Genomic DNA, 23,700 nt, shown 5'->3' with positions numbered 1-23,700 from the left:
AGAAGTTTAAACGTCTTATGTGCGTCAGCGCAAGTGGAAAAGTGCGAATGACGATCATTTCTTAATCTGTTTTACTAGTAGTACACTAACACACTCAATCGACCTTGTTTTGAGTCGTCCGATATCGCCTGTGAGGTTAAGCCGTATGAGTCCTGATGATTTACATTTGCAACTGAGAAACTTACGTGAAGAAGATTATCCACAACTCAAGTTATTGATGGACAAAGTTTATGATGACATCGGCGGGGCGTGGGAAGAGCATACGATATTCAATTTAATTCGCGACTTTCCAGAGGGGCAAATTTGCCTAGAAGACAACGGCACTATTGTCGGGGTGGCGTTAACGGTTCGAGTAACTTATGACAAGTTCAGTAACCCGCATCAATATGACGATTTGCTCGGTAAGAGAGACAAGATACTCAACGAGTCTAACGGCGATGCACTGTATGGCTTAGATGTGCTTATTCACCCAGACTACCGAGGATACCGATTAGGACGGCGCCTTTACGATGCTCGTAAAGAACTGTGTATGCAGTTTAATTTAAAGGCAATTCTTGCGGGTGGTCGTATTGTCAATTATCACCGATATTCCGACGAAATTAGCGCGAGCCAATACCTAGAAAAAGTCCGTCGTCGAGAAATTTACGACCCTATTCTGACGTTTCAGCTTGCAAACGATTTCAATGTTCGCCGTTTGTTGCATAAATATATGCCGGAAGATAAGAAATCAAAAGGCTATGCTACGTTGCTGGAGTGGAGCAACTTTCTATATGAACCGGCAGACACCATTATTAGTGCCCGCTCACGCAATGTTCGAATTGGTGCCGTGCAGTGGCAAATGAGGGCTGTGGAGTCGGTAGAAGAGTTACTTAAACAAGTTGAATACTTTGTCGATGCGTTGTCGAGCTACAAAAGTGACTTTGCGTTGTTCCCCGAGTTTTTTAACGCACCGTTAATGGGTCTAACGGACCAAAGCCGTCAAATGGAAGCTATACGCTTTTTAGCCGGGTTCACTGAGCGCTTCCGAAAGGAAATGTCACAGATGGCGGTGAGCTACAATATTAATATTATTACGGGCTCCATGCCTCTTCTTGAAGACGACTCTTTGTACAATGTTACGTACTTATGCAGAAGGGATGGGTCGGTTGAAGAGCAGCGCAAGATTCATATTACTCCGCACGAAAAACGTGACTGGGTCATTGAAGGTGGTGATAAAGTTCAAGTGTTCCAAACGGATGCCGGTCGTGTCGGTATTCTCGTATGTTACGACGTAGAGTTTCCCGAACTTGGTCGACTTATGGCCGAAGAAGGTTTGGAAATTTTGTTTGTTCCATTCTGGACAGACACGCGAAATGCTTATCTTCGTGTACGCCATTGTGCTCAAGCGCGCGCCATTGAAAACGAGTGTTATGTAGTTATTTGCGGTAGCGTAGGTAACCTCCCCGAAGTGGAAAGTTTAGACGTTCAATATGCGCAGTCGAGTGTGTTTTCACCTTCTGATTTTGCCTTTCCACATGACGCTGTAATGTCAGAAACAACACCCAACACAGAAATGCTTATGTTCTCAGACTTGAACTTAGATGAGTTACGGTATTTGCATCACGAAGGCTCCGTGACCAATCTTAAAGATCGTCGAACAGATATGTACAGTGTGAATAAGAAGTGGCGTGCGTAGTTTAGTTGCGCCAATGCCCAAGTGTCATGAATAATGCCCCAACGACTAAGTAGCCCGCTGCAGCCTGCGCTGCGCCGGGTGCTAAGTCGAAACCGAAAAACGCAGATAAGTTATGCAAGCCCATAAGGGTAGCCACGCTCAACGCAAGCATGAGCCACAACGCCAGCGAGCGGCGAATGATGGTCATGCCCGCCAACACCCATAAAGCTAGAAAAATAGCTGTCGTGATGACAAACAGAAAAGGATGCCACCAAAATTCGGTAGCCGACTGAACAGCGGTAAAGAAATAAGCTTGTGCCGACCAAAACTCGGTATGGTTAAACAAAGACCATACTTGATATGAATTTAGCGTTGTTTGTACTTCGGTTGAAGGGTAAGTAGCTACGGTGTTTAACAAACCATGAATGAACGCAATTAATAGAAGGCTAATGATACCTGCCAGACAGGTACCTAAACGCCACTGTCGGCGTCTGTAGAATAAGCCTCTCATCATGTGTGGTTTGCCTTTTTTGTTAGATGCGTATGCATGATAACAAGATCATGAAATAAAAACAGTCGCTTATCTGAACTAATGCTTTTAATGTTGCTGCGTAGAAGCCATAAGGCTTTCACAAAAATGGCTGGCAGAAAGAAAGCATTGACCAATGTCGAGCTCTGTTAGGTACATTTTTCGAGCTAGTGCTTCAACACGCTTCCAGTCGCCATGCTCGTATGCTTCTACCAATCTAAGCAAGTAACCTACCCGCCCCGTTCTCGTTAAGATAGCCGCATTAATGGTTTTGCTCATGGGAAGGCGTTCAAGAATATCACTCATGGGTGTACGCAATAGTACGTCTAATAACGACAGCAAGCCTGTCATAAAGCTAGCGTTGTCTACGCTTTCCCCTACAGAAAGTCGCTCTAATTCAGCCATAAAATGAGCACGCGTGAGTGATTTGGCGACTAATTCTTCGGGCTGATCTTTGGCTACGTTCGCTAATGCGACCAGAGCGACATACTTTTTAAGTTCTTTCTCACCGACAAAGGCTATGGCGTGCTGAATATCTTTAATTTCATGGCCTTTATTAAAGGCCGCACTATTTACGAATTTTAGTAAGCTGTAGGTTAAAGAGAGGTCATTGCGAATAATGTCAGCAACATGTTGAAAATCGATGTCAGTTTGGTGCACTGCTGCAAGTAACTCCATGAGGATCATTTGCTGCGGCGCGAGTACTTTACGCTTTACAATTTCTGGACGCTCAAAGAAGTAGCCTTGAAAGTATTCGAACCCTAATTCGCAACAACGCTGATATTCTTCTTCCGTTTCCACACGTTCAGCCAGCATAGGAACGTTGTGCTCTCTAAATGGCTTCATCCGCGCAGGAAGTGTGATAAGCGGTTGCTGTTGAATATCGACTTTGATCAAAGACACAAAGGGGAGCAACTCGTCCCATCGATCATTAAAGTCGTGGTCGTCTAAGGCAATTTTGTAGCCAAGGTCGGAAGCTTTCTTGCAGGCTTTTACTAATCCGCGGGAAACATCTACGGTTTCTAAAACTTCAATATAAACCGACTCAGACTGCAAGAAGCCCGGAAATTTGTGTAACAGGGTATTGGTATGAAAATTTATAAATGCTGTTTTTCCCATACATACAGTGCGAATGTCACCAATAAGATGTTGCTGTAGCAATAACTTAGATGTTGCTTCGTCGGGATGTATGTCTGGAAACTCATTGCGCTGGCTGTTACGAAATAGGAGTTCGTAGCCATACACATTCTTTTCTCGGTCAAGAATGGGTTGTCGAGCAATGTACGAGAAAGCCATTTAATTTATGATCCATGTTACAAGAGAACAAAACGATAGCGCATAGCGCCTATTTTAGGCAACTAGTCTGAAGGTTAAATGGTGAGTATACTGGTTGAAACGTCGAATATAAGTGAAGGAGCGCCGACCTAATGAGCCGTTCAAGCCTGACTGCTATTGACTTAACAACCTTAAAAGGTGTGGGACCAAAGGCAGCAGAAAAATTAGCGAGAATGGGCTTACATAGTGTTCAGGACATGCTGTTTCACTTGCCACTGCGTTATGAAGATCGCACTCAAATTACACCGATAGCTCGGCTGCGTGTGCAAGACTACGCGACTATTGTGGGGGAATCATTGGGTAGCCGTGTGCACTTCGGTCGACGCCGCGCGTTACTCGTTTCAATTTCAGACGGTACAGGTACGCTGACCGTTCGCCTTTTTCAATTCAGCAAACATCAGCAAGAGCTTTATAACAAAGGTGCGTCTATTCAAGTTTATGGTGAGGTTCGACCTGGCCCAACCGGGCCTGAAATGGTGCACCCAGAGCTTAAAGTGTTGCAACTTGGAGAATCACCAGACTTACCTGACGAGCTCACCCCTATTTACCCTACTACTGAAGGGTTTCATCAACTTTCAATACAGCGCCTAGCACACCAAGCACTTGACTACCTGAATGAGAAAAGTTTACCGGAGCTATTACCTGAGTCTTTGCGTGGCGGCTTGCCCGAGCTGTATTCAGCCATTAAGACTCTTCATGGGCCATCTGTTGATGACGATATCGTCGCGCTTATGGAAGGTTATCATCCGGCACAGAAACGGTTAGCACTTGAAGAATTGTTGGCGCATCAATTAGGCATGCTCAAGGTGCGGAGTACGGCGCAACAAGTGCTTGCACCGAAGATAGAGTGCAACAAGCAGCTAATGGAGAAGTTTCTGCAAGGCCTACCTTTTCAGCCTACGGGAGCACAGAAAAGGGTTGTGGCAGAAGTTGAGGCTGATTTAGCAGCGCCATACCCAATGTTAAGGCTTGTGCAGGGGGACGTAGGTTCAGGTAAAACACTCGTAGCCGCTATGGTTGCGCTGCAGGTGATTGAAGCAGGGTATCAAGTGGCTTTAATGGCACCCACAGAGCTATTGGCAGAACAACACTATCGAAGCTTCTCCATGTGGCTTGAACCTTTAGGTATAAAAGTGGGTTGGATTGTGGGTAAGCAAGGTGTGAAAGAACGGAAAATGCAGCTTGAAGCCCTAGAAGCCGGTGAAACTCGAATGGCCGTGGGTACGCACGCGCTATTCCAAGACCAAGTTCATTTTCAGAATCTCGCTTTAGTCATTGTAGATGAGCAGCATAGGTTCGGGGTTCATCAGCGCCTCGCATTAAGAGAGAAGGGGGAACAGCAAGGGCTTCACCCTCATCAAATGGTAATGACCGCAACGCCGATACCCAGAACATTGGCAATGACAGCCTACGCAGACTTAGCAACCTCTATTATCGACGAACTTCCACCGGGGCGAACTCCGGTAACGACAGTCGCTATTCCCGACACGAGAAGAGATGAAGTGATCGCTAGGGTTCACCAAAACGTTAAACATGAAGGTCGGCAAGTGTATTGGGTGTGTACGCTAATCGAGGAGTCTGAAGCGCTGCAATGCCAGGCCGCCGAAGACACCGCAGCGCAAATACAAGAAGCGTTACCCGACCTGAAAATTGGGTTGGTTCATGGTCGTTTAAAGTCGGCAGAAAAAGAGCAAATGATGCAGTCATTTAAAAACGGCGAGCTTGATGTTTTGGTTGCTACTACTGTGATTGAAGTGGGTGTTGACGTTCCAAACGCAAGTTTAATGATCATTGAAAACCCAGAGCGGCTTGGGTTGGCACAGCTCCATCAATTAAGGGGACGAGTCGGACGAGGGTCGGTGGCGTCTCACTGTGTATTGCTCTATAAAAGTCCACTCTCGAGACAGGCTAATGAACGCTTGTCTGTATTGCGAGAGAGTAACGATGGATTTGTTATTGCTGAGCGAGATTTAGAACTGCGCGGCCCGGGAGAGTTGCTTGGGTCTCGACAAACTGGGTTAGTGAATATGAAGGTCGCTGATTTAGAGCGAGATGCCGACATGCTACCAACCATTCAGAAGCTAGCTGTTGATATATTTAATGCTTACCCAGAACAAACAGAGGCACTTATGCAGCGTTGGTTGCCGCAAGGCGAGAAATTCGCACAAGTTTAAAGGGAATGCGTTTGGGCAATCGCCCTGCATAGAGTACACTAGGGCTAGACGAAAACACGATTTAGATTGAGCGGTATCCATGAAAAACGAAGACCAAACCACGCATTTTGGTTACAAAACCGTGAATGCACAAGATAAAGCGAAAATGGTCGCTGGTGTATTTGATTCTGTAGCAGCCAAGTACGACATTATGAACGATGTAATGTCGGCAGGTATTCATCGGTTATGGAAACGGCAAACTATCGACAGTAGCGGTGTTCGCGCGGGTCAAAGAGTTTTAGATCTTGCAGGCGGCACCGGAGACTTAACCGCAAAGTTCTCTAAAATCGTGGGCGCTGAAGGTGAAGTTGTGCTTGCGGATATCAATGACTCCATGTTGAAAGTTGGCCGCGAGAAACTTTACAACCAAGGCGTGGTAGGAAATGTTTCCTTTGTGCAAGCCGATGCCGAACAACTTCCTTTTCCAGACGATTACTTCGACTGTATTACCATTGCGTTTGGTCTCAGAAATGTCACCGAAAAAGAGAATGCATTGCGTTCTATGCTTCGTGTATTGAAACCTGGCGGTCGCTTGTTGGTATTAGAGTTTTCAAAGCCAACTCAAGAGTGGTTGTCGAAGACTTATGATATGTATTCGTTTCATATTTTACCGAAGATGGGCGAGTTCATTGCTAAAGATAAGGACAGCTACCAATACCTCGCTGAGTCTATCCGCATGCACCCAGATCAAGAAACGCTTAAAGGTATGATGGAGTCGGCGGGCTTTTCTCAGGTGTCTTATCAGAATATGACTGGCGGTATTGTGGCATTGCACCGAGGGTTCAAATTTTAATGTTTGGACACGCGCTTCGAGGTGCAGTTGAGCGAGCTTTGAATCATGCGCTGGCGCATGACGATAGCGCGTCGAATAGACTGAAACCATTAAGCCAAAAGGTTGTGCATATCAATGTGGCAGAGCTACCCATGCCGTTCGTATTTCGCTTTATGGAAAGCGAAATTATGATGCTCGGTCCCGACTACGAACATGTTGACGCCAAAGTCACATTTTCGATTTTTGATGCACCATTGCTTATGGACGCCGCTCAAGCTACTGCCGCTATCCAAGCCGGTAAGCTGCAAGTGCAAGGCGACCCAATCTTGTTACAGCAAGCGGCAGACGTATTCGTAAAGCTTGATATCGATTGGGAAGAGCTTTTGTCCAGCGTTATTGGTGATGTTCCGGCTCATTTAATGGCGAAAAAAATAAGAGCTCTACATAAACCAGGACGCTTGCAAGAAGCTCAGGGGCGGGTGCAAGAGTTGCTAGTTGAGGAATTGCAACTGGCTGCAAGCTCTGTAGATTTTGAGTACGTAAAGGCCGACATTCGAGCGATGAACGAGCGTTTAAGTGCGCTTGAGAGTGATTTAAGGAAGTTACAGTAACGTGCGGATATTTCGATTCTATAAAATTCTCAGCGTATTAATGAAGTACGGTGTCGACGAAATGCTACCCAAGGATGTTCTTCCTTGGTGGGCAAGAGTTCTTCGCGGCTGTTTGTTTTGGATGCGTAACAAGCACAAAGACCAGCCTTTAGGTATGCGGTTACGCCTGGCGCTCGAAACCTTGGGTCCGGTTTTCGTAAAACTTGGGCAGATGCTGTCCACGCGACGTGACTTACTTCCGCCAGACATGATTATGGAGCTCTCTAAGCTGCAAGATCGCGTTCCCCCTTTTCCTGGCGAACAAGCCCAGAAAGTGATCGAGAAATCATTAGGCTTTAACTTAGACACGGTGTTTAGCGAATTTGAGGTTGAGCCATTAGCGTCTGCGTCTATTGCGCAGGTGCATGCAGCTAAGCTAGCCGCGACAGAAACTCGGGGCGAGCAGGATGTGGTCATTAAGGTGATTCGTCCGGACATCTTAAACACTATTCATGCCGACATTGAATTGATGATCACCGTTGCTCGTGTGGCGGCACGTGTGTTACCTGATGGAAAGCGCTTAAAGCCGGTTGAAGTAATCAAAGAGTATCGGAAAACACTTCTCGACGAGTTGAATTTAGCAAGGGAGGCGGCAAACGCAATTCAACTACGCCGTAATTTTGTAGACTCGGAAATGCTGTATATCCCTGAAGTATATAGTGACTACAGTCGCGCGAATGTGATGGTGATGGAGCGTATTTCAGGTATTCCTATTAGTGACGTAGAAGCTCTCAAAAAGGCGGGTATTCACCTTAATGTCTTAGCGGAGCGGGGTGTTGAAGTTTTCTTTACCCAGGTGTTCCGTGACAGCTTCTTCCATGCTGATATGCATCCAGGAAATATTTTTGTGGACCCTACGCGACCCGAGTCGCCTCGTTACATCGCCGTCGACTTCGGAATTGTAGGTACGCTTAATCGAGAAGATAAGCGCTACTTAGCAGAGAATTTTATAGCGTTTTTTAATCGTGATTATCGCAGAGTAGCAGAGCTACATGTAGATTCAGGTTGGGTGCCGTCGCATATCAACATCGAAGAGTTTGAATCAGCTATTCGTACTGTGTGTGAGCCTATTTTTGAGAAGCCGCTTGCTGAAATTTCATTTGGTCACGTGTTGGTTAATTTATTTAATACTGCTCGCAGATTCGAAATGGAAGTTCAGCCTCAACTTGTTTTACTTCAGAAAACATTGCTTTACGTTGAGGGCTTAGGCCGCAATTTATATCCTGAATTAGACTTATGGAAAACAGCTAAACCGTTTCTCGAGCGCTGGATGCAAGAACAAATCGGCTGGCGCGCAGTATGGAGAAGTGTGAAAGAGCAGGCTCCGAGGTGGGCGGAAAAGCTTCCGGAAATGCCGATGTTGTTGTATGACACGTTGCATGCTTTGCGCAGTCAGCAGCGCCAGGAGGTTTCTATGCAAGCTCGCCAAGTCGAGTTAATGCAACAAGTGGAAACCAAGCGCTGGTGGACCATGCTTGCGGCTAGTTTAACAGTTGGATCAACGGTAATTTATGCGGCTAATTTAGAGCCATGGATGACCATTACAGCGGCGTCTGTGTCTGTTTTGTGTTGGATTGTTGCGTGGCGTAAGTCGCCCAAGCGCAACCCATTGAGTTAGAACTAAAGGGTGTAAGAAATGGGTATTGGTATTTGGCAATTATTGATTGTACTGCTCATTGTGGTGCTATTGTTTGGTGGTAAAAAATTACGCTCTCTTGGCGGAGATTTGGGTTCAGCGGTTCGTGGCTTTAAAAAAGAAATGAGTGACGAAGAAAAGCAAAAGCTTGAGGATAAAGACGCTGATTTTGAGCAAACGCCTCAGCAAAAGTCTTCGACCGAAGAACAAAAGTCTAAAAACGACTAATTCGCTCCATGTTTGATATTGGCTTCTGGGAATTACTTGTTATTGGCGTAGTCGCTCTGTTGGTGCTAGGGCCGGAGCGGCTGCCTTCTGCTTTGCGTTCAGTGCAACGCACGGTAGCCAGTGTGAAGCAGTTTGGTTCAAAAATGCATGCTGAGTTAAACCATGAGTTGCGTATTAAAGAGCTGCACGACAATCTAAAGAAAATTGAGTCGATGCAAGGTAAAGACCAGATGTCGCCAGAGTTACAACGTTCTTTGGCGGAGCTAGAGTCGGCCGCCGCAAAAGTACAGAACCCCTATCAAGACGGCCAGTGGCAAGATAAGGAAGAAAAAGACGAAAGCAGCAGTGAAGAACGAAAGCCGCGAGGTAACTCATGAGTGGCAGCGGTTCATTGCTTGACCATCTAGTTGAGCTTCGCAAGACACTACTTCGCAGTGTGCTTGTTATTGTTGTTATCTTTCTAGCGCTCGCTTACTTTGCCCGCGACATTTACGAGCTTTTAGCCGCACCGCTTATGGCTGTGCTACCACCCGGTTCAAACATGATTGCTACGGACGTAGCCGCACCTTTTTTCGCGCCTTTTAAATTAACCTTTGTGGTGGCATTCGCGTTAGCCGTCCCTTTTTTATTGCATCAAATATGGCGGTTTATAGCTCCAGGCTTATATCAACATGAGAAGCGCTTGGTTGCGCCGCTGTTGGTGAGTAGTAGCTTGTTATTTTATGCGGGAATTGCGTTTGCCTTTTTCGTTGTACTGCCGCTTGCTTTTGGGTTCTTTACCAAGATGGCTCCGGAAGGCATAACGATTGCCACAGACATATCCAGCTATTTGAATTTCGTACTAAAAATATTCTTTGCGTTCGGGTTCGCGTTTGAAATTCCTATCGCAATCATCTTACTGTGCTGGACAGGAACTGTAACAGCCGCACAGTTGCGCCAAAAACGCCCTTATGTCATTGTTGGGGTGTTTGTAATTGGTATGCTTTTAACCCCTCCAGATGTAATTTCTCAGACCCTATTGGCATTGCCTATGTGGCTATTATTTGAGGTCGGGGTCATCGTTGGCGGAATGTATGGAAAGTCTGCTTCAAAAGAACATAACGAGTCAGGCGAAGAAGAAAAGGCACAACAGGATCAACCATGAAGAAACTTATTATTTTGTTGCTGACATTTGTCGGAGCTTATAGTTTTAATGCGCCAGCTCAGGCGCAGTCTGCCGGCGGTGAAACATTACCAAGCCTTATTGAGAAGCTGCAAACCTGTAAGGGAATAGAAGACTCTTTAGCTCGGTTAGTTTGCTTTGACAATATTGTAGCGGCTTTACCTGCTTCGGAAACTTTGGCGGAAACGCCTGTAAGCGAACAAACGGTAGAAGAGGGTGAAACCAGTGAAGCGTTCCTTGATATCACCGAAATGTGGCAAGACAGCCGCCAAATGTGGCACCTACGTCTAAGAAACGGTGAAGTGTGGCGTCAGCAAGAAAGAGACACAGGCTTCCCATTTGAGGTGGGTCGTCAATATTACCTTCAGAAAGGCATGTTCAATTCGCATTATTTGCGCACTCCGGGTCTGAATCGCAGAGTTCGGGTTGTTCGAGATAACTAATGAGTTGGATTGATTGTGGAGTAAACCTCCATAGCAGTCAGTTTTCCGATAAAAACCAGGTTCTAGCGCAAGCCGAAAGCCTGGGCGTTCATCATTTTGTTCTAATTAGTAGTGATCTTGAGGAAACCCAGCAGGTACTGAGCACTTGCCAGCAATACAACAGCTGTATCGGAACCGCTGGGGTACATCCTCATCAAGCGGATTCGGTAACTTTAGAAGCGCTTGAAAGTTTACGAGAGCTTGCTCAACATCAAGAAATAAGAGCTATTGGTGAATGTGGTCTAGATTATAATCGAAACTTCTCAGAGCCAGCTCAGCAGCGTAGCGTTTTTCACAAGCAAGTCGAAATAGCGTGTGACTTACGGTTGCCCCTGTACCTGCACGAACGAGACGCCATAGACGACCAAATTGCTATTTTGAGCGAATTTGAAGCTCAGTTACCCGCATTGTTTATTCATTGTTTTACCCAAGGTCCTGAAGCTTTAGAGCGGTACATGCGCTTTAACCCTTACATCGGTATTACCGGTTGGGTTTGCGACGAACGACGTGGGGAAAGCCTACAACAAGCATTATCCCAAATACCGCAAAACAGACTGCTACTGGAAACAGACGCGCCATACTTACTGCCCAGAACATTGCGACCTAAGCCGAGAAGTCGTGTGAATTACCCTCATTATTTGCCGCATATTGGGGAAGTGGTTGCGAAGTTGAGAGGACAGGATGAGAAAGAGTTAGCTGCAATAACCTCGCAAAATGCCAAAGACTTGTTTGGTGTTTGGGGGCTGCCTCAATGACGATAAAGCGCTTGCTCTATAGTTTTATTCTGTTTGTTCTTTTCTTTGGTTTTGCGTCATTTAGCGAAGCGCAGGAGCAAGAGCACGGAAACCATGTATTGGTGGATAGTTACTATATCGACGGCAGTGGTAGTAAAACAATTGGCGAGATTATGGGACTTCCTGACTATGTATGGGAGGAAGTACATGGAGAGCATCCTAGTTTCGGTTACGACTTAAATACGTATTGGTTTAAGCTCAGTCTCGACGCTGGTAGTGATACCAGACTTATTCATGTTCGTTATCCGTTGCTTGACGCCTTAGATATATATTTTATCCGGGCAGAGCGCGTCGTTGGCCAGGACATGCTTGGGGATCGTTATCCATTTAATGCGCGCGAAATACCTCACGAAGAGTTTGTGGTGCCCATCCCTGGCAGTCAGGCGGTAACCGTTTATTTTCGGGTGCAGACAGAAAGCTCGGTTACGCTACCACTCTCAATTTGGGAGCAGGACGAATTTCACGCCGCTCAAGGGGTACCTCAACTTTTATACGGTATCTACTTTGGTGTGCTTATTTGCATGGTGGTATATAACCTATTTGGTTATGCCATGACTCGTGAACCGACTTTCCTCAGTTACTCTTTTTACGTTATTTTTGTGGGTTTGATGGTTTCAGCGCTAAGTGGCGCTGGCTTCAGATATATTTGGCCTGAGCTTACTTGGATTCAAGACCGAGCAATTCCATTATTTGGTAGCTTATGTTTTGCATTCGCAGCGCTATTTATCAGTCAATTGCTGGACGTTAAGACATATAGCCGAACCTATTATCGTGGACTCTGGACAACCGGTATTGTGGCACTCCTTATTGGAGCGGCAAGTGTTATTGCAGGGTATGCGTTAACCATTAAATTACTGCTTATTTTCGCAATCGTTGCGTGTGTTTTTATTATTTGGATGGCCCTGTCGATGTGGCGTCGAGGGTTAGTGTATGCGCGAGTTTTCACCTTAGCATGGAGCGCTTTCTTGCTGGCTGTGGTGCTGAACAGCTTAGCTTACTTAGGTGTGTTAGATGCGCAATTTATTCAGCGTTACGCCATTATGGCAGGTTCCGGCATAGAAGTTCTGCTGTTGTCTTGGGTACTTACTTTAAGATACTCAGAAGAGCGCTCACAGAAAATGTCTGCGCAAGAAGAGGCATTGCGACAGGCAGCCGATGCGCAAGAAAGTCAGCGCAAACTTAATGAAGAATTAGAAGAGCACGTAGCCGAACGAACTTTTGAGCTTGAAATGGCACTTCGTGAGCTGCAAGAAGTAAATAACGAACTTGAGCGCAAGAATAGTGAAGATGGTTTAACGGGGTTGTATAACCGCCGTCATTTCGACCGGCAGCTTACAGCCGAGTTTCGAAGAGCTTGGCGCAATAAGGAGTCGGTCGCTTTGATTATGCTCGATATCGACTACTTTAAGCCGGTAAACGACGAGTACGGGCATATGATTGGCGACCAAATTCTAGTGGCTTTGGCAGCACGCTTGAAAAAAGCTGTGAGACGCTCTGGAGACACCGTTTGCCGTTATGGTGGTGAAGAGTTTGCCATTATCTTAGCCAATACGGAAGAATCTGAAGCTCAGCAGGTCGCCTCGAACATTGGCTCCGTGGTGAGAGATGACAAGTTTCAAACCGATGCGGGGGAACTGGCGATTACCGTGAGCATGGGTGTTTGTGTGGCCTCACCAGGGTTGTTCGAGGTGCCTGAGCAATTGTTGCAAGCCGCAGACGAAGCATTATATGGCGCCAAGAATAGAGGGCGCGACCAAACTGTAGTCGCTAGACCAGAAATTAAGATTGACGAGTAATCGTAAATTGCGCGAGAAAAAGAGGTGGTAGTATGAATATTCCTTATGGTGGGTTTCCTTTTCGCAGAATGAGGCGTATGCGCGCGAACGACTTTAGCCGCCGTTTAATGGCAGAGCATTCGATAACTGCCAATGACCTTATTTACCCAGTATTCGTATTGCCCGGAGAGCAGCAGCGCGAAGCAGTAAGTTCAATGCCAGGAGTCGAAAGACTCTCTGTAGACCTGCTGGTAGAAGAGGCGAAATATATCGCTTCATTAGGCGTTCCTATGATGGCTATTTTCCCGGTCACGCCTCAGTCGGTTAAGTCAGAGCTGGCGGAAGAAGCATGGAATCCTAATGGGTTAGCACAGCAAGCTGTAAAAGCATTAAAAGCAGCTGTACCAGAGTTAGGCGTAATGACCGATGTTGCGTTAGACCCTTTCACCATTCATGGCCAAGACGGCATATTAGACGCGTCAGGCTATGTGCAGAATGATGTTACGACAGAGGCGTTGGTTAAGCAGGCGTTGTCGCATGCAGAAGCAGGTGCAGACGTGGTTGCGCCTTCAGATATGATGGATGGCCGTATTGGTGCAATTCGTGAAGCGCTAGAAGAAGCGGGACACGTGAATGTACGAATTATGGCGTATTCCGCAAAGTATGCGTCTCATTACTATGGCCCATTCCGCGACGCAGTGGGCTCTGCCGGTAACTTAAAAGGGGCTGATAAAAAGACTTATCAAATGGACCCTGCCAATAGCAATGAAGCACTTCATGAAATTGCATTGGATTTGGACGAAGGCGCAGACATGGTTATGGTGAAGCCGGGTATGCCATATTTAGACGTAGTTCGCCGCGTAAAAGAAAACTTTGGTGTGCCTACTTTTGCTTATCAAGTAAGTGGTGAGTACGCGATGCATCAAGCTGCCATACAGAATGGCTGGTTAACAGAAGACGCTATTGTCGAGTCTTTGTTGTGCTTTAAGCGCGCGGGGGCAGACGGAATATTAACTTATTTTGCCAAGTGGATGGCTGAACGCTTAGCCCAAAAATAGAACTCTACTCAAAGAGCTCTAAACCACCAAACTGGCTTTGAAAGCGTTCTTCTTCTAACAGAAGGCTTGCTAAATAGCGGTTCTCGTGGAAAAAGCCTTTAGGTAGCTGCACCGACAGTTGGGTGCCTTTTAGGCTTAATTTCACGCTAGGGACTCGGTCGTTATTACGGCGCTGACATAATAAAATAGCTAACCGCAGCAGCCGTGTGAGTAAAGCAAATTGTGGTTCTGCCGGCAACTTGTCGGGGGTGCTGTCTTCATCAATGGTACCGCCGACTCCCTCGAGCACTTCTAATAACGCTTCACGCTCTCGTAATGAGAAGCCCGGCAAATTGGTATTTTTGAGTACATAACGGCTATGACGACCAGCCTTCTTATAACTCATGCTCAAACCAATTTCGTGTAAATAGGCTACAGCTCTTGCTACAGAGGCGACAGTTTCGTCTTGTAGCATTGAGTTATTCAGTTGCTGTTCAAAGTTTTGAAATACCGTTAGTACCCGAATGGTTTGGTTGGCATCAATCTGATAATGCTCTGACAGGCTTTCAAGTGTTCTAAGCTGTACATCATCGTGCTGCAGCTCGGTCAACATTCCATAGATAAGCCCTTCGCGCAGCGCTGCCTCGGTTGCTTCAACACCTTGGAGTTTGAGCTGCTTAAAAATACCGATAAGAATGCAAACGCCAGGTAAGAAAACGAGCACACGATCGGGTTTTAAGCCCGGTACATTTAGCTCATCTAAGTGCTCAAATTGAGCCGCCTCGTGCAACATTTCCTCAAGCCAGTCGAGCTGAAAAACTTCGCTTTGTTGCCGGTGCCTAGCAATGTCTTGTAGCGCTTTAAATGTTCCACTGGCGCCAAGTACACGCAGTTCGCTAGCTTTCTCAAACTGTTGAACATAAGGAGCAACCACGGCTTCTGCAGCAGCTACTGCTTTGTCGATATTGGCTTGCTCAATAACGCCTTCGGGAAAGTAACGCTGTTTCCAAGTTACGCAGCCCATAGGTAAGCTTTTCACCGATTTAGGTATATAGCCTTCGCCAATAGCAAGTTCGGTACTAGCTCCGCCGATATCGCAAACCATTAAGCTATGATTCGTTGCTGTGGTGTGAGCGATACCTTGATAGATAGTTTGTGCTTCTACTTCACCTGGAATGATTTTGATCGGATGCCCAAGCACCTCTTGCATGGTGTCGAGGAAAGGGTCTTGCGGGTCGAGCTGTCGCAATGCCGCCGTACCAACAGCGCTGATGTTCTCGGGAGCAATATCGTTCACGCGATCAGCGAAAATGGCTAAGCAATCTAATGCCCGTTGTTGGGCGTCAGCCGCTAAGTTTCCTTGCTCGTCGAGCCCCTCGGCTAGGCGAATTTTGCGTTTTATTTTAGAGACTATTTGAATAGAGCCCGCTACCACACGCACAACAAGCATGTGAAAACTATTGGAGCCTAAATCGATCGCTGCATAATATTCTTTAGATCGCATAGGCTCCAAACTCTATCCTACCCGTTCTTTCGTGGGCGAGACTGGTTGTTCCGACGGTTGTACTGTTTTCCACTTTGCATTCGACGCTTGTGCGGAATATGAGGCTTCTTAAGGTCGGAAAGCAGTGCGTTAGGGTCGTATTTAGTAACCGGAATAGCATGACCAATGTAGCTTTCGATAGCCGGTAGGTTATATACGTACTCTTCACAGGCTAAGCTAATTGCCTTACCACTCGCGCCTGCTCGTCCTGTTCTACCGATGCGGTGCACGTAATCTTCACAGTCGTCTGGCAAGTCGTAATTGTACACGTGACTTACTGATGGGATATGTAAGCCTCGGGCCGCAACGTCTGTAGCCACCAGCACATCAATTTTACCGCTGGTAAAGTCTTCCAAAATTTTCAGGCGTTTACGTTGTGGCACATCCCCAGTAAGCAAACCTACACGGTGCTTGTCGGCCGCTAACCAATGATAAACTTCGCTACAACCATGCTTAGTATTGGAAAACACAATGGCTTTGTCTGGCCAATCTTCTTCCATTAACGTCAGCAGTAGCTTCATTTTGTCGGGCTTACTTGGATAAAGAAGCTCTTCTTCAATACGCGCACCGGTCATTTGTTCCGGCTCGATTTCAACCGCGGTAGGGTCGTTCATATGCTCGTATGCGAGCTCTTTCACACGGAAAGACAGCGTGGCAGAGAACAATAAGTTCAATCGCTCTGCTGGGGAAGGCATTTTACGCAGCATGTAACGAACATCGTCGATAAAGCCGAGGTCGTACATGCGATCTGCTTCGTCGAGTACCACAACATCAATGTTGTCGAGTTGGTAAACCCCTTGCTTGAAATAATCAATAAGTCGTCCGCATGTTCCTATAAGAACGTCTACACCCTCTTGAAGCTCTGCACGCTGCGCGTCATAACCTTCTCCGCCGTACACTACAGATGCTTTTAGCCCACAAGACTTAGCGATAGTTTCTGCGTCGTTAAAGATCTGAACGGCAAGTTCTCTCGTAGGTGCCATTATAAGGGCGCGAGGATGATTAGAGTCGCTAATGCGCTTGGGACGGGTAATAAGGTGGTTAAAGAGCGCCACAAGAAACGCAATTGTTTTTCCGGTTCCGGTTTGCGCTTGGCCAGCCACATCTTTGCCCTGTAACGCAACAGGCAAGCTCATTGCCTGAATCGGTGTACAGTTCTCAAAGCCGAGATTATTTAGTGCATCCAGTACTTTAGGGTGCAAACCTAGCTCGGCAAACTTGGTTTCTGTTAAATGTTTATTAGTCATAACTAAATTGTATCAGGTTTACGCTTGCATTAGGAAACATAAATGCTTCAATATGCGTACCATAGTGTTCTATAATGTTGTCTTAACTAGACACGCATGCAACTAAATTTGGAGAAGTAACATGAGTGACAAGATTGTTCAGCTAAGCGACGACAGCTTTGAAGCTGACGTAATTAACGCTGACCAACCCGTCTTGGTAGATTTTTGGGCTGAGTGGTGTGGACCATGTAAAATGATCGCGCCTATCTTAGACGAAGTAGCTACAGAGTTTGAAGGTAAGCTTACTGTGGGTAAGCTGAATGTAGACCACAACAATCAGACGCCTCCAAAGTACAACATTCGTGGTATTCCAACGCTATTGTTGTTTAAGAACGGCGAAGTTGTAGGTACGAAAGTTGGCGCTATGTCCAAAACTCAACTTGCAGAATTTATCAACGAAAACATCTAAGTTCGGTTGATTGCCGCTCGTTTCGAAGGTTTTATCTTAAATTTTTGTGACGAGCGGTCAAAAACTGGACGTATTCTAATTTTGGTGTTACTTTTACACGCAAAGCATTTCTAGGGCATCATCCGACTTTCCCGAGGCCCACAGAGCAACAGGATTTCCAATTTTACTAATGAACGTATCTCCGGGCACAAGCTGTGTTCAAGATACCAACTAAACCAAAGAACAACTATCTAAGACCAACCAACCTACTGCCTATGAATCTTACTGAATTAAAAAACAAACCCGTAAACGATCTGGTTGAACTCGCTGCAAGTATGGGCCTAGACAATATGGCTCGCATGCGCAAACAGGACATCATTTTTTCTATATTGAAAGCGCATGCTAAAAGTGGCGAAGATATTTTTGGCGACGGTGTACTGGAAATACTGCAAGATGGCTTTGGCTTCCTACGCTCGGGAGACTCTTCTTACCTAGCAGGGCCTGACGATATTTATGTTTCGCCAAGTCAAATAAGACGATTTAACTTACGCACCGGTGACACCGTTGCGGGCAAAATTAGGCCTCCAAAAGACGGTGAACGCTATTTTGCACTTCTAAAGATCCGCGAAGTTAACTTCGACAAACCTGAAAATTCTCGCAATAAACTTCTTTTCGAAAACCTTACCCCTTTGCATGCCGACGAGCGTATGCGCATGGAGCGTGGTAATGGTTCTACCGAAGACATTACAGCAAGAATTTTAGATTTAGCGTCACCTATTGGTAAAGGGCAGCGTGGCCTAATTGTTGCGCCTCCGAAGGCTGGTAAAACGCTATTACTACAAAATATTGCTCAGTCTATTGCTGCGAACCATCCAGAAGCGAATTTGATGGTATTGCTTATCGACGAGCGTCCGGAAGAAGTTACGGAAATGCAACGCTTGGTAAAAGGTGAAGTTATCGCATCGACGTTCGATGAGCCAGCTAGCCGCCACGTACAAGTTGCAGAAATGGTGATTGAAAAAGCCAAGCGTTTGGTAGAGCACAAGAAAGACGTAGTCATTCTTCTTGACTCGATCACGCGTTTAGCTCGCGCATACAACACGGTTATTCCAAGCTCGGGTAAAGTACTAACGGGTGGTGTTGACGCGAATGCATTGCACAAACCGAAGCGTTTCTTTGGTGCTGCACGTAATGTTGAAGAAGGCGGAAGCTTAACTATCATTGCGACGGCGCTGATTGACACTGGTTCGAAGATGGACGAAGTGATTTACGAGGAATTTAAGGGTACAGGTAATATGGAATTACACCTGAACCGTAAAATTGCTGAGAAGCGTGTTTTCCCTGCAATCGACTTCAACCGCTCAGGCACGCGTCGTGAAGAGCTATTGTCTTCAGCTGAAGAGCTTCAGAAGATGTGGATTCTGCGTAAGATTGTTCATCCAATGGGTGAAATTGAAGCGATGGAATTCCTCATTGATAAGCTGCAAATGACGAAAACGAACGATGAGTTCTTTGAGTCGATGAAGCGTCAAAAGTAGCGTTAATACAGATTCATGAAAGCCGTGCAGCGTAAAGTTGCGCGGCTTTTTTATAACTGTTTGTAGTCATTTTTCCGGAATTGCACGTACTGAATTCACATGCCTGCAATAGGATGTGAAAACCCTTATAATGACGGTATTAGGTTCAATATAGCGAGCAACTGCATGAAATATCGCGACTTGCGCGAATTTATTGCGCAACTAGAAGCGCAAGGCAAGCTGAAAAGAATAAGCCAAGAAGTCGATCCAAACCTGGAAATGACGGAAATTGCAGACCGCACTCTTAAAGCTGGCGGTCCTGCATTACTGTTCGAAAATCCCAAAGGTCATAACACTCCTGTACTTGCGAATTTATTTGGTACTCCTGAACGCGTAGCCATGGGAATGGGCCAAGCCGACGTGCAGGCATTACGCGAAGTTGGAAAGTTACTTGCGTATTTAAAGGAGCCTGAACCGCCTGCAGGCCTCAAAGATGCCGTAAGTAAGCTGCCTTTACTGAAAAAGGTTTTAAGCATGGGGCCGAAGGTGCTTAAGAATGCACCTTGCCAAGAAGTGGTTCTGGAAGGCGATGATGTTGATCTTAACCATATTCCGATTCAGACCTGCTGGCCTGGTGATGTTGCGCCATTGGTTACTTGGGGGTTAACGGTAACTCGCGGTCCACATAAGAAGCGCCAAAACCTTGGTATTTATCGTCAGCAGTTGTTGGCTAAGAATAAGCTAATTATGCGTTGGTTAAGCCACCGTGGTGGCGCCATCGATTTTCAAGAGTTTCAAAAGACAAATCCAGGTGAACGATTTCCTGTCGCTGTGGCTCTCGGTGCTGATCCTGCAACTATTTTGGGTGCTGTCACTCCAGTACCTGACACGCTGTCGGAGTATGCGTTTGCGGGGTTACTGCGAGATGGTAAGACCGAAGTGGTGAAATGCTTGGGTAGTGACCTACAAGTGCCTGCGCATGCCGAATTTGTACTGGAAGGGTATTTAGAGCCTGGTGAGATGGCTCCTGAAGGACCGTATGGAGATCACACGGGTTATTACAACGAAGTAGAGAGTTTCCCGGTATTTACGGTGGAGCGAATAACCCACCGTAAGGATCCGATATACCACAGTACTTATACGGGCAGACCGCCTGACGAACCCGCAATTCTGGGCGTGGCCTTGAATGAGGTATTTGTACCCATTTTGCAAAAGCAATTTCCAGAGATTGTAGACTTCTATTTACCGCCGGAAGGTTGTTCGTACCGTATGGCCGTAGTCACCATGAAAAAGTCTTACCCTGGTCATGCGAAGCGAGTCATGATGGGGGTGTGGTCTTTCTTACGGCAGTTCATGTATACCAAGTTCGTTATTGTTTGTGACGACGACGTCAATGCACGTGACTGGAAAGATGTCATTTGGGCCATGACTACACGGATGGACCCTGCGCGTGACACGACGTTCGTGGAAAATACGCCAATAGACTATTTAGACTTTGCGTCACCTGTTTCAGGCTTAGGTTCTAAAATGGGTATGGACGCCACAAATAAATGGCCTGGTGAAACAGACCGAGAATGGGGCGTACCCATTGAAATGAATCAAGACATCAAAGACAAAGTAGATTTGATGTGGGATGAGTTAGGTATTTTTGATGAGTAATATTGAAACCGTCAGCTGTGCGGTTGAGTCGATTTCGCCGTTAACAGAGAACGTATATCGTATTCTGTTGAAGCCGGAAACGTCCTGTAGGTTTATTGCGGGGCAATATATTTGCGTCAAAATGGGTACGACTGATCTGCGCCCATTTTCTATTGCTTCGTCGCCTAGCGAGAATGAATACATTGAGTTGCACGTAGGCGCAACGCCAGACAACCCTTATGCATGGGAAGTATTAAAGAAAGCGCGAGAAGAGCAAGTACTTACTATCTCTTTGCCGCAAGGGGAAGCTGGTTACCGAGCTAGCAGCAGAGATTTACTGCTAGTCGCAGGAGGAACAGGTTTTTCCTATGCTTGGTCTATAGCGCAAGCTCATCTTGAGACGAGCGAGTCGAGAAAGATTGTTTTTTATTGGGGAGCCAAACAGTTAAGCGACTTGTACGCATACGCTGAGCTTAAAAAGTTGGCTGAGCGCGATGCTCGGTTTGATTTCAGGCCTGTCGTTGAGCAAGCTGAAGCCGATTGGAAAGGGCGCACTGGCTGGGTACACCAAGCTGTGATGAACGATTTTGACACACTGGCCGATTTTGATATTTACATTGCTGGGCGTTTTGAAATGGTAAAAACCGCTCGCGACGACTTTTATCGTAAGGGCTTACCGAACACACAGTTGTTTGGAGACGCTTTATCATTCATTGACTAAGTGTGTTGGAACTGCGGTGGGTTAGCGTTATACTTGCCGCCAGTTGCTCTTGAGAGCAGCAAAGTTACCAAAGGGGTGCCGTAAGGCTGAGATGCGAGAGCGAACTCTTTGTACCTGATCCGGTTAATACTGGCGTAGGGATTGGTAGAAACAATATACCCGTACACCGCATAACCGGGTCTCATCTTTTAGTGGTTAAAAAAGAAGAGATCCAAACCATGTCTAAGAAAAATTTAGTATTTCCTTTAAGTCTAATTGCACTAGCTGTAGCTGGTGTTCACTCCGTTTCCGCTGAAGAAGCTACTGAAGAAGAAACAACCATTGAACGTATCGAAGTGGTTGGCGACTTTCGTGCGCGCGGCATAGAGGACGTACCTGCAAGTGTCTCCGTACTTAACGGAGAGGACATTCAACAACGCCAAGCTGCGCATATTGAAGATATTCTAGCGATGGCAGCCAATGTAAATGTGGCTTCAGGCGCTTCCCGCGGACGCTTTTTCCAAATTCGTGGAATTGGTGAGCGCAGTCAATTTGTAGACCCTATTAATCCTTCGGTAGGTTTGGTTATTGATGGTATCAATTACAGCGGCTTAGGGGCTGCAGGCACTACGTTTGATATCGGACAAGTTGAGGTTTTCCGCGGCCCACAAAGCACTCGGTTTGGGGCTGACGGAATGGCTGGAGTGATTTATTTAAGTAGTACGCCTGCAACAATATATAACGACGGCGTAGTTGATATGGAGTGGGGAGAGTACAACACTTATGGCGCAGGTTTGGCATTCAACCAAACTCTGAGCGACACAGGTGTTGCGCGTTTAAGTGTTTACCAATATGAAAGTGACGGCTTTATGGAGAATGTTTTCTTAGATAGAGAAGACACACAGCATAGAGACGAAACTACGATTCGTTTAAACGCCGAATGGGAATTAAACTCGCAGTGGACCACCAAGCTTACCTTGCATCATTTTGACGTTGATAACGGCTATGATGCGTTCTCGTTGGATTTAAATCGTGAAACTTTATCGGACACTCCCGGTGAAGACACATTAAAAAGCACAGCGGGAAGGTTCTTAGCAGCTTATGCAAGCGAGCAAGGTTATATTGCCGAATTGAGCGGTTCATTTTTAACAGCAGACGAGCTTTATGGCTACGATGAAGACTGGGCTTACGAAGGTATTCGCCCTGGTTGGGAATATAATTCATACGACGAATACGACCGCGCAAGAACTCAGCAAGAGCTTGAGGTTCGTGTGTTGTCGGATGAAGCATGGTTAGCTTCCGGAGTTGAAGTAGACTGGTTGGTAGGTGCTTACTTACAGTCGAGAGAGCAAGAGTTAACGCGTAACTACACCTATTTATCTGGACCTTTTAGTAGTCAATATGACACGCAAAACATAGCCGTTTATGGTGAGTTGAGCGCACAGCTTTCTGAACGTTTACGAGGCACCATCGGTGGACGTTTTGAAAGTTATGACAACGATTACTCAGATAGCCGCAACATTACAGCGTCTCCAGACTCGAATGCTTGGGGTGGAAGGGCTTCTCTAGAGTTCCAATGGACCGACACAACTCAATGGTTTACAACCCTAGCTCGTGGCTTCAAAACAGGTGGGGTAAATGGTGAGGCACTAGGCCGTGTTGAAGATGAAAACCTAACCGAATTCCGTGACTTCTTGGCATCTAAAGCAGAGTACGATCCGGAATACTTAACTTCTCTAGAGTTTGGTTTACGCTACTTTTCTGCGGAGCAAAGCTTGCGTGCTGAATTCGTTGGCTTTTATAGCTGGCGAGACGACATGCAAGTTAACGCTTATGTTGAACGCAGTGCTGTGTTTGTAACCTACCGTGACAATGCATCTTCCGGTGTAAACTATGGTTTAGAGGCAAGTGTTGAGTGGGTTCCTACTGACAAGTTAAGACTTTTTGCGAGTGCAGGGTTGTTGCAAACAGAATTAGATGGTTTGTTGTTGCAAGACGGCACAAATTTAACGGGTCGTGAGCAAGCGCATGCGCCTACCTATCAAGCGCACGCTGGCTTCGACTATGCATTAACCAGCAATATGACTTGGCGCTTTGAAGTCGATGCAAAAGACGCGTTTTACTATTCCAACTCACATGATGAGCGCAGCGATGAGTTCCAGTTGCTGCATACACGTATCGATTACGACTGGGGTAATTGGACTTTTAGCTTATTCGCCCGTAACTTAACAGATGAAACGTATACAACCCGAGGTTTCTATTTCGGGAACGATCCGCGAGACGAATATCAAGCGAAGAATTATGTTCAATATGGCGAGCCGCGTCGCATAGGAATAGGAGCGCGTTTGCACTTTTAGGTGT

The 23,700-nt window shown here is 46.2% G+C and carries 21 protein-coding genes and 1 riboswitch; of the genes, 17 read left to right on the top strand and 4 right to left on the bottom strand.

Translation table 11 applies throughout. From position 1 onward, the window contains the following. Positions 1–145: 145 nt before the first annotated feature. Positions 146–1,675, top strand: a complete 1,530-nt coding sequence (locus DQX04_RS10015) for a carbon-nitrogen hydrolase family protein (RefSeq protein WP_111915793.1) — start codon at positions 146–148, stop codon at positions 1,673–1,675. Position 1,676: 1 nt separating this feature from the next. On the opposite strand, the gene DQX04_RS10010 is transcribed toward DQX04_RS10015, so the two are convergent. Both DQX04_RS10010 and DQX04_RS10005 read right to left on the bottom strand, forming a co-directional pair. Then, on the bottom strand, positions 1,677–2,168 hold the full coding sequence (locus tag DQX04_RS10010) for a hypothetical protein (RefSeq protein WP_111915792.1): 492 nt from the start codon (positions 2,166–2,168) through the stop codon (positions 1,677–1,679). Between the two features lie 84 nt (positions 2,169–2,252). After that, positions 2,253–3,479, bottom strand: coding sequence for an EAL and HDOD domain-containing protein (locus tag DQX04_RS10005; RefSeq protein WP_111915791.1), 1,227 nt, complete (start codon positions 3,477–3,479; stop codon positions 2,253–2,255). Between the two features lie 131 nt (positions 3,480–3,610). Between DQX04_RS10005 and recG the strand changes: the two genes are divergently transcribed. From recG to hemB, 11 genes are all read left to right on the top strand, one after another. Then, on the top strand, positions 3,611–5,692 hold the full coding sequence (gene recG / locus DQX04_RS10000; protein ID WP_111915790.1) for an ATP-dependent DNA helicase RecG: 2,082 nt from the start codon (positions 3,611–3,613) through the stop codon (positions 5,690–5,692). Between the two features lie 79 nt (positions 5,693–5,771). Further along, positions 5,772–6,524 carry a bifunctional demethylmenaquinone methyltransferase/2-methoxy-6-polyprenyl-1,4-benzoquinol methylase UbiE gene (gene ubiE, locus DQX04_RS09995; protein ID WP_111915789.1) on the top strand — a complete coding sequence of 251 codons (753 nt, stop codon included), beginning with the start codon at positions 5,772–5,774 and terminating at the stop codon, positions 6,522–6,524. Beyond that, a complete protein-coding gene (locus DQX04_RS09990; RefSeq protein WP_111915788.1) occupies positions 6,524–7,114 on the top strand; it encodes an SCP2 domain-containing protein in 591 nt (196 codons plus the stop codon). Before ubiE ends, DQX04_RS09990 begins: the two co-directional genes overlap by 1 nt. Position 7,115: 1 nt before the next feature. Then, positions 7,116–8,771 carry a ubiquinone biosynthesis regulatory protein kinase UbiB gene (ubiB, locus tag DQX04_RS09985; protein WP_111915787.1) on the top strand — a complete coding sequence of 552 codons (1,656 nt, stop codon included), beginning with the start codon at positions 7,116–7,118 and terminating at the stop codon, positions 8,769–8,771. Positions 8,772–8,789: 18 nt separating this feature from the next. Beyond that, positions 8,790–9,017, top strand: coding sequence for a twin-arginine translocase TatA/TatE family subunit (tatA, locus tag DQX04_RS09980; protein WP_111915786.1), 228 nt, complete (start codon positions 8,790–8,792; stop codon positions 9,015–9,017). An 8-nt stretch (positions 9,018–9,025) separates the two neighbouring features. Continuing rightward, positions 9,026–9,394 (top strand): Sec-independent protein translocase protein TatB, encoded by a 369-nt coding sequence (gene tatB, locus DQX04_RS09975; RefSeq protein WP_111915785.1) that lies wholly within the window; start codon positions 9,026–9,028, stop codon positions 9,392–9,394. Further along, positions 9,391–10,161 carry a twin-arginine translocase subunit TatC gene (tatC, locus tag DQX04_RS09970; protein WP_111915784.1) on the top strand — a complete coding sequence of 257 codons (771 nt, stop codon included), beginning with the start codon at positions 9,391–9,393 and terminating at the stop codon, positions 10,159–10,161. Before tatB ends, tatC begins: the two co-directional genes overlap by 4 nt. Further along, a complete protein-coding gene (locus tag DQX04_RS09965) occupies positions 10,158–10,622 on the top strand; it encodes a hypothetical protein (RefSeq protein ID WP_111915783.1) in 465 nt (154 codons plus the stop codon). The genes tatC and DQX04_RS09965 overlap by 4 nt, the downstream gene beginning before the upstream one ends. Next, complete coding sequence (locus DQX04_RS09960; protein WP_111915782.1) at positions 10,622–11,416, top strand: TatD family hydrolase; 795 nt, start codon at positions 10,622–10,624, stop codon at positions 11,414–11,416. Before DQX04_RS09965 ends, DQX04_RS09960 begins: the two co-directional genes overlap by 1 nt. Next, positions 11,413–13,251 (top strand): diguanylate cyclase, encoded by a 1,839-nt coding sequence (locus DQX04_RS09955; RefSeq protein WP_111915781.1) that lies wholly within the window; start codon positions 11,413–11,415, stop codon positions 13,249–13,251. The genes DQX04_RS09960 and DQX04_RS09955 overlap by 4 nt, the downstream gene beginning before the upstream one ends. Positions 13,252–13,283: 32 nt before the next feature. Then, complete coding sequence (gene hemB, locus DQX04_RS09950) at positions 13,284–14,288, top strand: porphobilinogen synthase (protein ID WP_111915780.1); 1,005 nt, start codon at positions 13,284–13,286, stop codon at positions 14,286–14,288. A gap of 4 nt (positions 14,289–14,292) precedes the next feature. Here hemB and DQX04_RS09945 read toward each other — a convergent pair whose 3' ends face one another. Together DQX04_RS09945 and rhlB are read right to left on the bottom strand one after the other, a co-directional pair. After that, positions 14,293–15,771 (bottom strand): guanosine-5'-triphosphate,3'-diphosphate pyrophosphatase, encoded by a 1,479-nt coding sequence (locus DQX04_RS09945; RefSeq protein WP_126266348.1) that lies wholly within the window; start codon positions 15,769–15,771, stop codon positions 14,293–14,295. A 17-nt stretch (positions 15,772–15,788) separates the two neighbouring features. Further along, positions 15,789–17,057, bottom strand: coding sequence for an ATP-dependent RNA helicase RhlB (gene rhlB, locus DQX04_RS09940; RefSeq protein ID WP_111915778.1), 1,269 nt, complete (start codon positions 17,055–17,057; stop codon positions 15,789–15,791). Between the two features lie 121 nt (positions 17,058–17,178). Here rhlB and trxA point away from each other — a divergent pair, with 121 nt between their 5' ends. The 5 genes from trxA to DQX04_RS09915 all read left to right on the top strand — a co-directional run bounded on the left by trxA (position 17,179) and on the right by DQX04_RS09915 (position 23,696). After that, positions 17,179–17,505: a thioredoxin TrxA gene (gene trxA, locus DQX04_RS09935; RefSeq protein WP_111915777.1), complete on the top strand. Its 327-nt coding sequence runs from the start codon at positions 17,179–17,181 to the stop codon at positions 17,503–17,505. 254 nt (positions 17,506–17,759) lie between these two features. Beyond that, positions 17,760–19,022 carry a transcription termination factor Rho gene (gene rho / locus DQX04_RS09930; protein WP_111915776.1) on the top strand — a complete coding sequence of 421 codons (1,263 nt, stop codon included), beginning with the start codon at positions 17,760–17,762 and terminating at the stop codon, positions 19,020–19,022. A gap of 165 nt (positions 19,023–19,187) precedes the next feature. Continuing rightward, positions 19,188–20,660 carry a 4-hydroxy-3-polyprenylbenzoate decarboxylase gene (gene ubiD, locus DQX04_RS09925; protein ID WP_111915775.1) on the top strand — a complete coding sequence of 491 codons (1,473 nt, stop codon included), beginning with the start codon at positions 19,188–19,190 and terminating at the stop codon, positions 20,658–20,660. Next, the gene (fre, locus tag DQX04_RS09920) at positions 20,653–21,360 is read left to right on the top strand and encodes an NAD(P)H-flavin reductase (RefSeq protein ID WP_111915774.1); all 708 of its coding nucleotides are present in this window, start codon (positions 20,653–20,655) and stop codon (positions 21,358–21,360) included. The genes ubiD and fre overlap by 8 nt, the downstream gene beginning before the upstream one ends. Before the next feature lie 61 nt (positions 21,361–21,421). After that, positions 21,422–21,518: riboswitch (TPP riboswitch) on the top strand. A 60-nt stretch (positions 21,519–21,578) separates the two neighbouring features. Then, positions 21,579–23,696, top strand: coding sequence for a TonB-dependent receptor (locus DQX04_RS09915; protein WP_111915773.1), 2,118 nt, complete (start codon positions 21,579–21,581; stop codon positions 23,694–23,696). Positions 23,697–23,700: the final 4 nt, after the last annotated feature.

Source organism: Aliidiomarina sp. B3213, assembly GCF_003290085.1.
GTDB lineage: Bacteria > Pseudomonadota > Gammaproteobacteria > Enterobacterales > Alteromonadaceae > Aliidiomarina.
The sequence above is the reverse complement of the archived record's forward strand: the minus strand, read 5'-3'. Positions and strand labels throughout refer to the sequence as shown.